Below are 14,862 nucleotides of genomic sequence, written 5' to 3' on the forward strand. Positions count from 1 at the left end.
CGGCTCTGCCGCGTCCATAGCCCTCCGCCAACCCCACCGGCGCCTGCCTGCGAGTCCGCATGATCACCCGCGATCCCGATGCCTTCTTCGCCCAGGCCCGCACCCTCGCCGCCGATTTCGGCCCGGCCACGGCGCGCGCGGCGTTCCTGGTCGCGCCGGACGGGTTCGCCCGCGCCGAGCAGTCGGCCGGCGACAACCGCTACATGGCGCAGGCCGCCGATTTCGACCCCAGCCGCGCCAGCGCCCAGCATCGCGAGCTCCAGCGCAGTCTGTCGGCGGTACTGCCCACGATCTGCTTCGCCGGCGATCCGGACACCCCGGACGCCTTGTTCCCCAACAACGTGTTCGCGACCGGGCGACCCGACGCGGCGCGGGAGCCGGGCGGGGCGCCGCGCTACCTGGTGGGGCGGATGCGCCACCCGGTTCGCCAGCGCGAGGCCGGGCGCGCCGACATCCGCGCCTTCTTCGGCCAGGTGCTGGGTTATCGGGCGGTCGATCTGTCGCTGCAGGGCCACCCCTGCGAGCTGACCGGCGCCCTGGTGGTCGACCGGGCCCGTGGCCTGGGCTATGCCGGCCTGTCCGAGCGCTGCGACGAGACCGGCGCACGGCTCATGCACGAGGCCCTGGGCCTGCGCGCGACCCTGTTGTTCGAGCTGGCGCCGGGCGAGTACCACACCAATGTCGTGCTGGCGGTCCTGGCCGGCCGCGCCGCGCTGGTCAGCCCGGCCGGTTTCGCCGCGCCGGCGCTGGCGTCGGCCATCGCCGGCTTCTATGCCCCGCACGGGATGATTCTGTCGGCGGCCGAGCACGCCGCCTTCGTGGCCAATTCGATCGCGCTGTCGGCCGACCGGGTCTGGATGAGCGCCGCCGCCGGGCGGGCGCTGGCCGGGCCCACCCGGGCCGGACTGGCCGCGGCCGGTTTCGCGCTGGAGACGGTCGAACTGGACGCGATCGAGGCCGGCGGCGGCTCACTGCGCTGCTGCGTCGGCGAGATTTATTAGGAATGACTCTCAGCTGCGCACGGACTTTGCTGGCGCTACGTGTGATGGCGGTCGAACCGGCCTGAATGGCAGCCGGATGCAAGCGAAAAGTTCAGATCGGATTCACTGCCCCGTTCCGAAAATGCCCCCACGTCGCAAGTTCGCACATTATTGTTCCGCTGGGGCATCCTAAGATCGTCATGAGCATCCGGTCCACCCGCGTCCTGTCGTTGCTGCTGCTCGTCGCCTCGTGCGCCGCGGCCGGCAATGCCTTGGCTCAGCACGACGACGGCCGTGGCGGCCGCGGGCACGACCGCCGCGACGACCATCGCTCCCTGTCCGACGCCATCCGTCGGGTCGAGCGGGAGAGCGGCGGCGGCCAGGTCCTGAGCGCCGAGCGCATTCCTTTCGACGGCCGTGACGTAAACCGGGTCAAGGTCGTCGATTCCAGCGGCCGGGTCCGGATATACATGGACGACCCGCAGCAGCGGGGGCGCCGCGACGACGACCGCCCTACACGCCGCGACGACAATAACAACGACTAACCTTCGCTTCGACGGCCCGGACGATCCTGTCGGGCCGATATTTATACAAGGGAGTGCCCATGCGAATTCTGCTGGTCGAAGACGAAGCGCCGCTGCGCGAGACCCTGGCCGCCCGCCTCAAGCGTGAGGGCTTCGCGGTCGATGCCGCGCAAGACGGCGAGGAAGGCCTGTACATGGGCCGCGAGGTGCCGTTCGACCTGGGCATCATCGACCTGGGCTTGCCGAAGATGTCGGGCATGGAGCTGATCAAGGCCCTGCGCGACGAAGGCAAGAAATTCCCGGTGCTGATCCTGACCGCGCGGTCGAGCTGGCAGGACAAGGTCGAGGGCCTGAAGCAGGGCGCCGACGACTACCTGGTCAAGCCCTTCCACGTCGAGGAGCTGCTGGCGCGTCTCAACGCGCTGGTGCGCCGAGCCGCGGGCTGGAGCAAGCCGACCCTAGAATGCGGCCCGGTCATGCTCGACCTGGCGGCGCAGACGGTCAGCGTCAACGGCGGCAACGTCGACCTGACGAGCTACGAGTACAAAGTCCTGGAATACCTGATGATGCACGCCGGCGAGTTGGTCTCGAAGGCCGACCTGACCGAGCACATCTACCAGCAGGATTTCGACCGCGACTCGAACGTGCTGGAGGTCTTCATCGGCCGCCTGCGCAAGAAGCTCGACCCGGACGGCGCCCTGAAGCCGATCGAGACCGTGCGCGGTCGCGGCTACCGATTCGCCATTCCGCGCAGCGGCGACTGATCCAGGAACCTTTCCGGACCCCTATGCGGCCCGCGTCTCCTCCTGATGCGGGCCGTCCGGCCCGTCCGACGCCATGAGCTGGGGTCAGCCCCGCTCGCTGCGCGCGCGCCAATTGCTGGCCGCCAGCCTCGGCCTGCTCGCTTTCCTGGCCCTGGCCGGCTACGCGCTCGACCGCGCGTTCCTGGAAACGGCCGAGAGCAACATGCGCCAGCGCCTGACCAGTTATGCGCTGGCCTATGCCGCCGACACCGATTTCGGCCGCGGCGGCGAAATCATCCCGCCCTACGACCCGCCGGACCCGCGTTTCGACCGGCCCGGCAGCGGCCTGTACGCGGAAGTGATCCTGCCCAACGGGCACTGGGACTCGATGTCCGCGCAAGGGCCGGTGCTGCCCGACGGCGGCATGCTCAAGGCCGCCGAGGAGACCTTCGAAGGCCCGTTGCCGATCACCGAGATCAACGGCCATGCCGGCGAGGCCTATCGCTATGGGCGCGGCCTGATCTGGAGCGTCGACGGCGACTCCAAGTCCGAGTTCCAGTACACGATCTACATCCTCGAAGACACCAGCGCGTTGCGCCAGCAAGTCGCGGTGTTCCGCTTGTCGCTGTGGCGCAACCTCGGCGGCGCCGGCGTGATCCTGCTGCTGCTGCAGGCGCTGATCATGCAATGGAGCCTGCGCCCGCTGAAGCGCGTGATCGAGGAGCTCAAGCGCGTGCAGCGCGGCCTGGCCTCGCGCATGAGCGAGCGCCACCCGCGCGAGCTGGAACCGCTGACCGAAAGCATCAACGCCTTCATCGAGAGCGAGCGCGAAAACCTCGACCGCCAGCGCAACACCCTGGCCGACCTGGCGCACAGCCTGAAGACGCCGTTGGCGGTGCTGCGCGCGCGCCTGGACGACGACCAGAACGGTGGCGCGGCGATCGATGCCGGCCTGCGCGAAGACGTCGACGTGCAGTTGCGGCGCATGAACGACCTGGTTTCGTATCAACTGTCGCGCGCCGCGTCCGGCGGCCATGCGCTGTTCGCCGCGCCGATCGCGATCGAACCGCATGCCGAAGAGATCGTGCGCGGCCTGGAAAAGGTCTACTCGTCCAAGGGCATCCTGTGCGAGTTCGACGTCGCCGAGGGTGTGCAGTTCCATGGCGAGCCGGGCGACCTGCAGGAACTGCTCGGCAATCTGCTCGAGAACGCGTTCAAGTGGGCGAACTCGCGCGTGCTGCTGACGGTGCAGTCGGGCGAGACCGCAGCCAACCGCCGGCCGGGCTTGTTGCTTGCCGTCGACGACGACGGCCCCGGCATTCCGCCGGAAAAGATCGCCTCCATCCTGCAGCGCGGCGTGCGCGGCGACGAGCGCGTGCATGGCCACGGCATTGGCCTGGCGATCGTGCAGGACCTGGTGCGCGGGTATCGCGGCACGCTCGACGTGATTCCGTCGGAGGAACTGGGCGGGGCGCGGTTTGAGGTTAAGTTGCCGCCGGGATTGTGAGGCGCTGGGCGCGCCGCGATTGCACCTGCGCTGGTTGTGCTTCGATCTCCGTGTCGTTTCGGATGGCCCCTGTAGGAGCGGCGTAAGCCGCGACCGCGGACGTGCCGAGGCAACGAAGGCCATAGTTATTCGTCGAAGCGGCGTGCGCTTGCCAGGGTAGGAGCGGCGTCCTACTGGATTTCCTTCGGTCACAAGCCGCGACTGCGGGACGTGCCGAGTCCGCAACGCCTTCGTCATTGATCGAAGATGTGATTCGTCGCAGGGGTAGGAGCGGCGCGAGCCGCGACCGCGATGCCTCGACCTCGCGTCGTCTCGAGGAGGCCTTTGTAGGAGCGGCGTCCTACAGGGCTTTCCTCTGGCCATAAGCCGCGACCGCGCTGTAATGGTCTCGCGGCGTATCGCTCCCGCAAGATCAAGATCAAGATCAAACGCTAAAAGCTTCCGCCACTAAAGCGGCGGGTTACTTTCTTTTGTCTAAAGCAACAAAAGAAAGGTAACCAAAGAAAAATGCTTTGTTTTGAATCACAGGCCCGCACGTTCGATGCCGACGCAGGGATTTTTCATACGGGACATCCCTGTCCCGATGAAAAACGGCGCGCATCCCTGCGCGCCGCCCTCCGGGTCTTCAATTGCATCGTGTGCGCGGTGCGGCGCACAGCAAGAGCAACAGCAAGAGCAACGATAGCGGTAATCGTGTGGCTGCGATGGCTTAGGGTAGGAGCGACGCGAGTCGCGACCGCGCTGTTGCGGTCTCGCTTCGCTGACGGCCGAAGGCTTCGACAGCCTCCTGTAGGAGCGGCGTAAGCCGCGACCAACCAACGCGACGTACGCAAGCGTCATCCCCGAAGCCCGGACAATCGGCGTGGTTATCGCCGCATGCCAGACACTTCGCTTCGGCTACGAAGTGGTATCTCGCCGCTTCGGTCAGTCGCGGCTTACGCCGCTCCTACAGGGGCCCGCCGCCCCGCTCAAGCGAACGGCGACACCCCATAGAACCGCTCCAAATGCGCGGCCACCGCGGGCATCTGCTCGCGCAGCAGGGCGGGGTCGCTGAAGTGGTACTCGGTGGCGACGGCGAAGAATTCTTCGGGCGCTTCGGCGGCGTAAGGGTCGATGGCGGTGTCGCGGCCAGCGTCGACGTCGGCGACGAAGGCGTCGTAGGCTTGTTGGAAATCGCGCGCCCATTCGCGTTGCCACGGGCGCGGCAAGGGCGGGGTGCCGTCGAGCAGGTCGTCGAGCAGGTCGAGCTTGTGCGCCATCTCGTGCGCGGCCACGCAGAAGCCGGCGCGCGGTTCCTCGCAGTCGGCCAGCACGTCGGCCCAGGACAGGATCAAGGGGCCGGCTTCCCAGGACTCGCCGATCAATTCGTCCTGCCATTCGTGCAGCACGCCGGCCGCATCGGTGTGGCTGCGGTTCACCCGGAACGCATCGGGGTAGACGATCAACTGCGACCAGCCGCGCAGGCCCTCTCGGCCGAACTCGAGCAAGGGCAGGCAGCACAAGGCGGCGAGCAGGCAACGCTGGTGCGCGCCGAGTTCGAGCTCGCCGATCGGGCTGATGGTTTTTTCGTGCAGGAAACGCGCCGCCAGATCGCGCAGGCGTTGCTGGCGCTGCGGGTCGAGCGCGCGCGCCCACGGCAAGGCGGCAACGGCGTCGCGCCACAAGGCGTCATCGATCAGGGGCGGGCGCCGCAGACGGCGCAACAGGTCGAACAAAGGCGGTGCCGTCAGCGGATCAGCGGAACATGCCCGGCAGGAAGTTGTGCCAACGCGGCGACTGCAGGCGGTTGTTGCCTTCGGCGTCGCTGTGCACGCTCGGCTTGGCCTTGGTGTCGCGCGCGGTCGGCGGCGCGGCGCTGCGGCTGCTCGGGCGGGCCGCCGTGTCCTTGCGCGATGCGCTGCTTTCGGGGCAGGCATCGTTCGGGCTGAGCTTGTTGACTTCGCGTGCACCGACGTCCGCGACGGCCAAGGTCGCACTGGCGAGGGCGAACAGCAGGCACAGACAGATCCGTAACATGGCGGAATCCTTGATCGGCCCGGCCGGAATCCGGCGTCGAGCGATTTCCCGACTATAGCGCGAAACCCGCGGCCTGGGCCGTCTCGGGGCGCGCAAGATCGATGCTGCGCCGCAACAGGCGCCCGCGCCGGTTTGCCGCAGACTGCCGCCATGGCGATCGCCCATCCTCCGCTGACCGCGCCGGCCCTGCGCCGGGCCTTGATCGCGGGGGCGCGCCGGGTCATCGCCGGGCGCGATCTGCTCAACCGGATCAACGTGTTCCCGGTCGCCGACGGCGACACCGGCAACAACCTCGCGCATACCCTGGGCAGTCTGCTGAATGGGGCGCTGAGCCGGCGCAGCCGCCATATCGGCGAGCTGCTGTTGCGGATCGGCGACGACGCCATTGACGGCGCGCGCGGTAACTCCGGGGCGATCCTGGCCCAGTTCCTGCACGGGGTGGCCGAGTACGCCCGCAGCCGGCCCGAGCTCGACGCCGCGACCCTCGCCGCCGCGGTGCGCCACGGCGCGGTGAATGCCCGGGCCGCACTGGCGCATCCGGTCGAGGGCACCATTCTCAGCGTCATCAATGCCTTCGCCGACGCCCTCGACGAAGCTGCCCTAGCCAGCCGCGACGGCGACCCGCGCCCGGGTTTCGCCGCAGCGCTGATCCAGGCCCGCAACGCGCTGGCGCGCACGCCGCAGCAGATGGCGCTGCTGCAGAAGGCTGGCGTGGTCGATGCGGGCGCCAAGGGTTTCGTCGATCTGCTCGAAGGCATCGCCGAATTCGTCGACGGCGGCCCGCGCGCGCTGCGCGTGCATGCCGGCGTCAGCGCCGCCAACGAAGCCTGCGCCGGACACGGGGAAGCGCTGGCACCGGTGCACGATGCGGTCGACCCGCAGCGGCGCTGGTGCAGCGAATGCCTGGTGATCGGCAGCGGCATCGAACGCGGCCGGCTGCTGGCCGCGCTCGAAGCGGTCGGCGCCGATTCGCTGGTCCTGGCCGGCGGCGAGGCGCGCATGCGCGTGCATGCCCACGTCGGCGCGCCGCAGCGTTTGTTCGATGCCTGCGCGGCGTTCGGCGCGGTCGAGGCCATGAAGGCCGACGACATGCTGCAACAGCAACGCAGCGTCGAACGGGTGCAGCGGGTGGCGGTGGTGACCGACAGCGCCGCCGATCTGCCCGAGGCCCTGGCCGAACGCTACGGCCTGCACGTGGTGCCGGTGCGGGTGTCGATCGACGGCCGCGACTATCTCGACAAGATCGGCCTGGCCACCGCCGAGTTCTACCGGCGCATGGCCGGCAGCGCCGACTTGCCGCGCACCAGCCAGCCGCCGCCGGGCGATTTCCGCCGCGCCTTCGAGTTCCTGCTGGGGCACCGCACCGAGGTTCTGTACGTCGGCCTGTCGCGCGCGGTCTCCGGCACCCTGCAGTCGGGCGAACAGGCCGCGGCGCGTGCCGATGCGCGCCGGGTGCAGGTGTTCGACAGTTTCAATGCCGCCGGCGGCCAGGCCTTGCTGGCCTGGCGTGCGGCCGAGTTGGCCGCCGACGGCGCCGAGCTGGCGGCGATCGTGGCCGAACTCGAACGCCTGCGTCCGCTGACCCGGACCTGGGCGATGGCGCGGGATATCTCGCACGCGGTGCGCGGCGGGCGGATTCCGCCCTGGGCCGGGCCGCTGGTGCGTTACACCGGCCTGACCCCGGTTGCGAAGATGAAGCCGGAGGGGCGGCTGAGCGTCAGCGGCGGCTTGTTCGCCAAGAAGGACGCGCCCGAGGCCTTTGCTCGCCATCTGACGCGGCGCCTGCCGGACGGGCAGCGCTGGCGCGCGATCGTCGGCCATTGCGATGCCCTCGGCGACGGCGAGCGTCTGCTCGAAGCCCTGCGCCGCCGCCTGGACCTGGAACAGGCCTGGCTGGTCGAGACCGGGCCGGCATTGGGCGCCCATGCCGGGCGCGGGGCGTTGCTGGTGTCGGTGCAGCCGGCGCCGGGCTGAGGCCGCGGCCCAACGGTTACGCGGCAAGCGCGAGAGGGCGCGGTCGCGGCTCGCGCCGCTCCTACCCACCCCTAGCCGACGCCGTACAGGGGGCAAGCCGTGACCCGGCTGCGGCCCGATCGCCGGCAGTCCTGCGAAGGCTCATGTTCGCGCCCGTCGCCGCGCAACGGTGCATCCGCCGGCACGGCGCTCGAATCCGTATCGGCTCTCGTAGCGGCTCGCGCATAATTCGCCCATGTCGCTCGCCGCCCTCCCGCCGCCCCTGTCCGCCGCCATCGCGGTGGCGCCGTTGTCGGTGGTGGTGTTGTTGGCGGCGTACGCGATCGGCTCCCTGTCGGGCAGCCTGCTGTTCGGGCGCCTGCGCGGCGTCGATATCCGCCAACAGGGCAGCGGCAACGCCGGCGGCACCAATGCCTTCCGCACCCAGGGCCTGCGTTTCGCCGCGGTCGTGGTCGTGTTCGACATCGGCAAGGGCGCGCTGGCGACCTGGCTGGCGCTGCGCTTCGCGCCGGTCGGCGACGACTTGTCGGTGACCGCGCACGGTTACCTCGCTGCGTTCGCTGCCGTGCTGGGCCATGTCTGGCCGATCTGGCACGGGTTCCGCGGCGGCAAGGGCGCGGCCACCCTGGTCGGCGCGCTGATGGTGCTGTGGCCGTTCGCGGTGCCGCTGCTGTTGCTGGTCTGGGCGGCGGTGCTGATCGCCAGCGGTTATGTCGGCCTGGCCACGGTGATCGCGGCGCTGTGCCTGCCGCTGCTCGCCTGGTTCGGCGATGCCGGCCTGCCGCGGCAATGCTTCGCGATCGCCGCCGCACTGTTGGTCGTGTTTACCCACCGCGGCAATCTGGCGCGTCTGCGCGCCGGTACCGAATCGCGCTTCGCCGGCGCGCGTCTGCTGCACCGTTGGCGCCGGAGCTGATGGACGACCGCGCGCTGTTGCAGCACTTGATCGCAGGCCCCGCCACCGGCGACGCGCTCGCCAGCGCCGCCGGGCAGACCCGCGCGGCGGTGTGGAAGCGCATCGAAGCCTTGCGCGAAGCGGGCGTAGCGATCGAAGCCAAGCCCGGGCGCGGTTATGCGTTGTCGCAGCCGCTGGATCTGCTCGATGCCGAGGCGATCGCCGCGGCCCTGTCGGCGCCGACGCGGGTGCGGCTGGCCGCGCTCGAAGTGGCCTGGAGCATCGATTCGACCAACAGCGAACTGCTGCGCCGGCCGACCCCGGCGCAAGGCGTCGCGGTGTTGCTGGCCGAACGCCAGACCGGCGGCCGCGGGCGCCGCGGCCGGGTCTGGACCTCGCCATTGGCCGCGCATCTGTATCTCTCGTTGTCGCGCTCGTTCGGCGGGGGCCTGGCGCGCCTCGGCGGGCTGAGCCTGGTCGCCGGCATCGCCGCGGCCGAGGCCCTGCAAGGCCTCGGCTATGCCGCGGTGCGGCTGAAATGGCCGAACGACCTGGTCGTGCTCGACGGCGACGGCCTGCGCAAGCTCGGTGGCCTGCTGATCGAAGGCGGCGGCGAATACGCCGGGCCGGCGCGCGCGGTGATCGGGCTCGGGCTCAACGTGCGCATGCCGGCTGCCGTCGCAGCGTCGATCGACCAGCCCTGGAGCGACCTGTCCGGCCTTGCCGGCGGGCATGCCGTAGCGCGCGACACGGTCGCTGCGGCCCTGCTGGAGCGCTTGCTGCCGGCGCTGGACGAATTCGACGCCGCCGGGTTGGCGCCGTTCCTCGACCGTTACGCCGCGTTCGATGCATTGGCCGGGCAGGCGATCAGCGTGCACGGTGCCGACGCGACGCATCAGGGTATCGCCCTCGGCCTGGCCGACGACGGCGCCCTGCGCGTGCGCCTGGACGATGGCGAGGAACGTCGTTTCCATGCCGGCGAAGTCAGCGTGCGGCGCGCGCAAGGAGCATCGCGTTGAGCTCCTGGTTATTCGATCTCGGAAACACCCGGCTCAAGTGCGCGCCGCTCGGCGCCGACGGCCGTCCCGGCGACGCGGTGGCGCTGCCGCATCGTGAGGAAGACGTCGCCGCCGCACTCGCCGAGGCCTTGCCGGCGGAGCGGATCGAGGTCGCCTATCTGGCCAGCGTGGCGCATCCGGCCTTGCGCCTGGCGGTGCTCGAAGCACTGACCGTGCATTGCCGGCGGATCTCGATCGCGCGCACCCAAGCGAGTTTCCGCTCGCCGCAGGGTTTCGCCGCGGCGCGCTCCGATACGGTGCGCATCGCCTATGCCGAACCGCGCAAGCTCGGCGCCGACCGTTTCCTGGCCTTGCTCGGCGCGCACGCGCAAGGCGAGGGCGCGGCTTTGATCTGCGGCGTCGGCACTGCGCTCACCATCGATCTGCTCGACGCCGATGGCCTGCACCATGGTGGCCTGATCGCGCCGTCGCCGACCCTGATGCGCGAGGCCTTGCATGCGCGCGCGCCGCAATTGCCCGAACACGGCGGCGAGACGCTCGATTTCGCCGCCGACACCGAAGATGCCCTGGCCTCGGGTTGCGACGGCGCGGCCTTGGCCCTGATCGAACGCAGCCTGGCCTCGGCGACCGCGAAACTCGGCCAGCGGCCGCGTCTGCTGTTGCACGGCGGCGGCGCCGATGCGCTGGCCGCCGCTCTGCCGTCGCCGACCCTGGCCCCGACGCTGGTCCTGCAAGGACTCGCGATCTGGGCCGGCATCGAAACTTCCCCCTGACCCCAGGCGATAGAATCCGCGCATGCTCGTCCGTGCCCTCATCGTTCTGCTGATCGCGCTCAACATCGGCGTCGCCGCCTGGTGGGTCGCGCGTCCCGTCCCGGCCGCCGCGGCCGAGGAGACACTGCCGCTCGGCGTGGCCCGTCTGCAACTGGCCGGCGAATCCAAGCTGGCCGAGTCCAAGGCCGTAGCGCAAGCCGGGGCGACTGCGCCGTCGGCGCCGGCCGCCGCCTTGGTGGACAGCGCCGGCAAGCTGCCGGCGACGAGCGCGCGCCAGCCCGATGCCGATCAGACCGAAGCGGCCAAGGCGGAGGCAGCGGCGGCGAAGCTCGATGCTGCGAGCGGCGCGCCGCCGGCCGCACTGCCGCCGCCTACCGCCGCCGCGACGCCAGTGCCGCCGCCGGCCGAAGTGGCGAAAGCGCAGTGCTTCAGCATCGGCCCCTTCGCCGATGCCGCGGCCGCCGACGCGGCACGGGCGAAGTTGCAACCGCTCGCGCAGAAGCTGGCGACGCGCGCTCAGGCCGGCACCTCGAATCCTTCGCGCGGTTGGCGGGTATATCTGCCGCCGGCCGCGAGCGCGGAGGCCGCGCAAGCGACCGCGCAGCGCATTCGCGCCGCCGGTTTCAGCGATCTGTTCGTGATGGGCGGCGGTGGCGCCGACGCCAACGGCATCGCCCTCGGCCGCTTCCGCAGCGAGGAGTCGGCGCGCAAGCGTGCCTCTTCGCTCAGCGAAGCCGGTTTCCCGGCGCGGGTCGAAGCGCTCGGCGAGACCGCCTCGGCGACCTGGATCGATGCCGCCACCACCACCTCGAACGGCGATGCCTTGCGCCGCGCCGCCGGTGCGCAGCGTTGGCGCACTGTGTCCTGCGGCACCCTCGGCTGAGCGCGCTGTCCGTGGGAGGCGGGGGCGCGTAGAATGCGCCTGCCGTCGCCGTATCGAACCCTGGGTCCCGATCCGCACGACGCGCCGTCACGTACCTTGCCGCTTTAGCTCAGTTGGTAGAGCACTCGCCTTGTAAGCGAGCGGTCGTCCGTTCGATTCGGACAAGCGGCACCACGTGAATCCGAATAAAGACAACCGCCCGGCCAAGTGAGCTCAAGAAAAGATAGCCGCCCGGCCAATCCATCCAACGGCGCGAATCGTTCCGGCTTCCGTCAGAACACTGCCCTGGCTGTCCTGTCTCCGCCACAGCGCAGGCGAGCAGACGCCAACGCACTGCGTCCCACAGCTACCTTCCGAACGGCGTGATTGCGGTGTCGGCCCCAGAGCATCGTGAACTGCGGCAGGGGCCGAGCGCGCTCGCCCCAACCCGCACCACCCGTGCTGCAGCGCAACGCCCTAGCGCCGCTCAACAGCCCGCCCCCAGCCCCGCATCCGCCCTGCGCTAGAATGCCGGCATCGTCGGCGGCCGCAGCGCAACGCGCGGCCCTGTTGCGGCGATCGCGCGATGCCGCGGGCATCGTCTGCGTTCACTATCGATATCCCTCGTGCGTCGCAACGCCGGCGCAGGGAAGAGGAATTCACATGAGTCGTACTTATCCTCCGGTGTCCTTGCTCGGTGCGCCGACCGACGTCGGTGCAGGCCATCGCGGCGCGCGCCTGGGGCCGGAAGCGCTGCGCATCGCCGGCCTCGGCGAAGCTCTCGCCGCGCGCGGCGTCGACGTGGTCGATCGCGGCAACCTCGACGGCCCGCGCAATCCCTGGCAAAAGCCGGTCGAAGGCTATCGCCACTTGCCCGAGGTGGTGGCCTGGAATCGTCTGGTGATGGATGCGGTCGGCGCGGAACTGCGCGAGGGGCGCATGCCGATCCTGCTCGGCGGCGATCACTGCCTCGGCCTGGGTTCGATCACCGCGGTCGCGCAGCACTGCCGCGAGACCGGCAAGCAATTGCGCGTGCTCTGGCTCGATGCGCACGCCGACTTCAATACCAGCCAGGTCACGCCGTCGGGCAACATCCACGGCATGCCGGTGTCGTGCCTGTGCGGCCTCGGCCCGGAAGCCCTGACCCATCTCGGCGGTTCCTCGCCGGCGATGCGCCCCGACGAGATCCGCCAGATCGGCATCCGCTCGGTCGATCGCGGCGAGAAGCAGTTGATCCAGCAGCACGGGCTCGATGTCTACGACATGCGCTACATCGACGAGATCGGCATGAAGCGGGTGATGGAGGAGGCGCTCGAAGGCGTCGACGAAAACACCCATCTGCACGTCAGCTTCGACGTCGACTTCCTCGATCCGAGCATCGCCCCGGGCGTCGGCACCACGGTGCCGGGCGGTCCGAACTATCGCGAAGCGCAGTTGGTCATGGAGATGATCGCCGACAGCGGCCGCCTGGCTTCGCTGGACATCGTCGAACTCAATCCGATCCTCGACAAGCGCAACCGCACCGCCAAGCTCGCGGTCGACCTGGTCGAGAGCCTGTTCGGAAAGTCGACCCTGATGCGCGAATGACGCGACCGTCGCCGCGGCGATGAATCGCGGCTGACGACTTCGCGGTCGGACAGGCGCACGACGCCTTGTTTCATGGAATTCCGGGCCGGCGCTGCACGCCGGCTTCACATTCGCTCGCGTCTCATGCCAGTCAGGACGCGACTGCGTGCGCGGCCCGATCTGGTATCCGTAACCGACCAAGGAGTTCTTATGAAGCGTTTGACTGCCCTGTTGCTGCTGGCCCTGTTCTCGATGGGCACCCTGACTGCTTGCAACACCGTGGCCGGTGCCGGCAAGGACGTGAAGAAGGCCGGTGAGAAGGTCGAGCAGAAGGCCGAAGAGGTCCGCGACGGCAAATAAGCCGTAGGGCCCGACGAGATGCAAAGAAAAGGCCGGAGCGATCCGGCCTTTTCTGCGTCTGGGGTTTGGCATCCGCTGCGGCGCCGACGCATTCATCGCTGCCACGTCTTCTCGATGTCGGCAAAAGCGTGCAGCGCAACCGTGCAAGCGCAACCGCGCGCACAGAAATGGAATGAAGGGTTCATGCCGTTCACCGACATCAAGCCTCGGCTAACGCAATCGTGACCTCATCGGAACGTCTGCGCTGCGAATCTGTTTCGGCGATATCGGCAAGCTAACGACGTGTTGCGAAGTGCGTGCGTCGTGCCGAATCCGAATCCCCCAACGAAGGAGTGTTATCGATGAACAAAGACATCATTGCCGGCAAGTGGACCCAGATCAAAGGCAAGGCCCAGGCCAAGTGGGGCGATCTGACCGACGACGTGTTCGATATCGCGGAAGGCAACTCCGAATACCTCGCAGGCAAGTTGCAGGAACGCTACGGTTGGGAACGCGACCGCGCCGAAAAGGAAGTGAAGGAATTCGGCAAGACGCTGAACTGAGCGATGCGCCACGGCGTCTGATCATCGGCGCGCATCGATAGCGCAGCGCAGCGTCATCGACGAGGAACAACGGGCCGGAGCTTTCCGGCCCGTTTTTTTGTACGCGCTACGTCGACGGGCCCGGTTGCCGCGGTCACCAGCCGCGCGGCGGCGGATCGGCGACGAAACCGTTAGGGAAAGCGCGCGGTTCGTTATCGCGATACGGCGCACGATAACGCGGGACGATGCCGCGCGAGACCAGATTGCGGTAATCGTCGTAGCGGAACTGGATGACCTGGGCCGGCGAACGCGACGCGCGCACGAAGTCGGTCTGCGAGACCGGCGACCATTCGCGCGCGCTGTGGCCGGTGCCGATGGACTGCGCGGCGGCGCTGTCGGCGGCTGCTTCGCGCGCCTTGCCCGCTGCCGAGGCGGTGGCGGCCGGCGCGGCGGCGCCGTTGGAGGCGCGGCGTTCGGCCTCGGCCATGCCCTGGTCGCGGCCGTAGGGCGGCTGCGGGTAGGGATAAGGATAAGGATACGGACGCGGCGGTTCGCGATAGATCTGACGTTCCTCGAACACCGCCACGCCGATCACGCCGACGTTGTCGGGGCGTCCGGTGCGCGCGGCGTAACTGTCGGGCAGGTCGGTGAAGACGAACTGGGCGACATCGTCGAGCGATTTGCGCCAGCCGTTGATCTCGGTCGATTGCCAGGCATCGAGCACGTAGCCGGCCTGCGAGGGGTTGGCGGTCTGGCCGCTGACCGCATTGACGCCGTCGACCGAGAGTACGACCAGCACGCGTTGGCCGCTGGTGTTGGTCAGGCGCACCGAGTAGCGGTGGCCGGGCGTGCCGGCGATCCACTGCTGGCCGCGGTGCGGATAGGCCGGCAGCCAGTCGCCGCTGTCGCGGTCGATCACCGCGAGGTCGACCAGCGGACGGCCGTAGGCCGGAGTGCAGGCGGTGGCGGTCAACACGGCACCGGCGAGCAGGGCGAGGGTGCGGAACATGGCGGTGTCTCCTGGGTGGTCGTGCATGCAAACGCACCGGGCCCGGCAATGGGGTTGCGCCGCCCCGGCGGGGGCGCCGCGCCGCGCTCAGCTGCCGCTCATGCGGGGCTCAT

General features: G+C 69.4%; 15 protein-coding genes and 1 tRNA gene. 13 read left to right on the forward strand and 3 right to left on the reverse strand.

Features of this window, described 5'->3' with window-relative positions; genetic code table 11:
- Positions 1 to 59: 59 nt before the first annotated feature.
- The 4 genes from LC490_RS06310 (at position 60) to LC490_RS06325 (ending at position 3,754) form a co-directional block, all read left to right on the forward strand.
- On the forward strand, positions 60 to 1,001 hold the full coding sequence (locus tag LC490_RS06310; protein WP_223619646.1) for an arginine deiminase-related protein: 942 nt from the start codon (positions 60 to 62) through the stop codon (positions 999 to 1,001).
- Positions 1,002 to 1,180: 179 nt separating this feature from the next.
- Complete coding sequence (locus LC490_RS06315; RefSeq protein ID WP_343223003.1) at positions 1,181 to 1,525, forward strand: hypothetical protein; 345 nt, start codon at positions 1,181 to 1,183, stop codon at positions 1,523 to 1,525.
- Between the two features lie 59 nt (positions 1,526 to 1,584).
- A complete protein-coding gene (locus LC490_RS06320; RefSeq protein WP_031372686.1) occupies positions 1,585 to 2,268 on the forward strand; it encodes a response regulator transcription factor in 684 nt (227 codons plus the stop codon).
- A gap of 73 nt (positions 2,269 to 2,341) precedes the next feature.
- Positions 2,342 to 3,754: an ATP-binding protein gene (locus LC490_RS06325; RefSeq protein WP_057916805.1), complete on the forward strand. Its 1,413-nt coding sequence runs from the start codon at positions 2,342 to 2,344 to the stop codon at positions 3,752 to 3,754.
- A 968-nt stretch (positions 3,755 to 4,722) separates the two neighbouring features.
- Here the strand turns inward: LC490_RS06325 and LC490_RS06330 are convergent.
- Together LC490_RS06330 and LC490_RS06335 are read right to left on the reverse strand one after the other, a co-directional pair.
- A complete protein-coding gene (locus LC490_RS06330) occupies positions 4,723 to 5,469 on the reverse strand; it encodes a M90 family metallopeptidase (protein ID WP_223619647.1) in 747 nt (248 codons plus the stop codon).
- 19 nt (positions 5,470 to 5,488) lie between these two features.
- Positions 5,489 to 5,770 carry a hypothetical protein gene (locus LC490_RS06335; RefSeq protein WP_031372689.1) on the reverse strand — a complete coding sequence of 94 codons (282 nt, stop codon included), beginning with the start codon at positions 5,768 to 5,770 and terminating at the stop codon, positions 5,489 to 5,491.
- 150 nt (positions 5,771 to 5,920) lie between these two features.
- Here LC490_RS06335 and LC490_RS06340 point away from each other — a divergent pair, with 150 nt between their 5' ends.
- The 9 genes from LC490_RS06340 (at position 5,921) to LC490_RS06380 (ending at position 13,761) form a co-directional block, all read left to right on the forward strand.
- Positions 5,921 to 7,744, forward strand: a complete 1,824-nt coding sequence (locus LC490_RS06340; protein WP_223619648.1) for a DegV family protein — start codon at positions 5,921 to 5,923, stop codon at positions 7,742 to 7,744.
- A gap of 235 nt (positions 7,745 to 7,979) precedes the next feature.
- The gene (gene plsY, locus LC490_RS06345) at positions 7,980 to 8,660 is read left to right on the forward strand and encodes a glycerol-3-phosphate 1-O-acyltransferase PlsY (RefSeq protein ID WP_223619649.1); all 681 of its coding nucleotides are present in this window, start codon (positions 7,980 to 7,982) and stop codon (positions 8,658 to 8,660) included.
- Positions 8,660 to 9,658 carry a bifunctional biotin--[acetyl-CoA-carboxylase] ligase/biotin operon repressor BirA gene (gene birA, locus LC490_RS06350; RefSeq protein WP_223619650.1) on the forward strand — a complete coding sequence of 333 codons (999 nt, stop codon included), beginning with the start codon at positions 8,660 to 8,662 and terminating at the stop codon, positions 9,656 to 9,658. The genes plsY and birA overlap by 1 nt, the downstream gene beginning before the upstream one ends.
- Positions 9,655 to 10,431: a type III pantothenate kinase gene (locus LC490_RS06355; RefSeq protein WP_223619651.1), complete on the forward strand. Its 777-nt coding sequence runs from the start codon at positions 9,655 to 9,657 to the stop codon at positions 10,429 to 10,431. Before birA ends, LC490_RS06355 begins: the two co-directional genes overlap by 4 nt.
- Before the next feature lie 22 nt (positions 10,432 to 10,453).
- A complete protein-coding gene (locus LC490_RS06360) occupies positions 10,454 to 11,314 on the forward strand; it encodes an SPOR domain-containing protein (protein ID WP_031372694.1) in 861 nt (286 codons plus the stop codon).
- 98 nt (positions 11,315 to 11,412) lie between these two features.
- A tRNA-Thr gene (locus LC490_RS06365) sits at positions 11,413 to 11,488 on the forward strand.
- A gap of 468 nt (positions 11,489 to 11,956) precedes the next feature.
- Positions 11,957 to 12,880, forward strand: coding sequence for an arginase (rocF, locus tag LC490_RS06370; protein WP_223619652.1), 924 nt, complete (start codon positions 11,957 to 11,959; stop codon positions 12,878 to 12,880).
- Between the two features lie 189 nt (positions 12,881 to 13,069).
- Positions 13,070 to 13,219 carry an entericidin A/B family lipoprotein gene (locus LC490_RS06375; protein ID WP_031372696.1) on the forward strand — a complete coding sequence of 50 codons (150 nt, stop codon included), beginning with the start codon at positions 13,070 to 13,072 and terminating at the stop codon, positions 13,217 to 13,219.
- Positions 13,220 to 13,560: 341 nt separating this feature from the next.
- Positions 13,561 to 13,761, forward strand: a complete 201-nt coding sequence (locus LC490_RS06380; protein WP_031372697.1) for a CsbD family protein — start codon at positions 13,561 to 13,563, stop codon at positions 13,759 to 13,761.
- Positions 13,762 to 13,894: 133 nt separating this feature from the next.
- Here LC490_RS06380 and LC490_RS06385 read toward each other — a convergent pair whose 3' ends face one another.
- Positions 13,895 to 14,749, reverse strand: a complete 855-nt coding sequence (locus LC490_RS06385) for a hypothetical protein (protein ID WP_223619653.1) — start codon at positions 14,747 to 14,749, stop codon at positions 13,895 to 13,897.
- Positions 14,750 to 14,862 lie beyond the last annotated feature (113 nt).

The sequence above is a fragment of the Lysobacter sp. ESA13C genome, assembly GCF_019970005.1.
GTDB lineage: Bacteria > Pseudomonadota > Gammaproteobacteria > Xanthomonadales > Xanthomonadaceae > Lysobacter > Lysobacter antibioticus_B.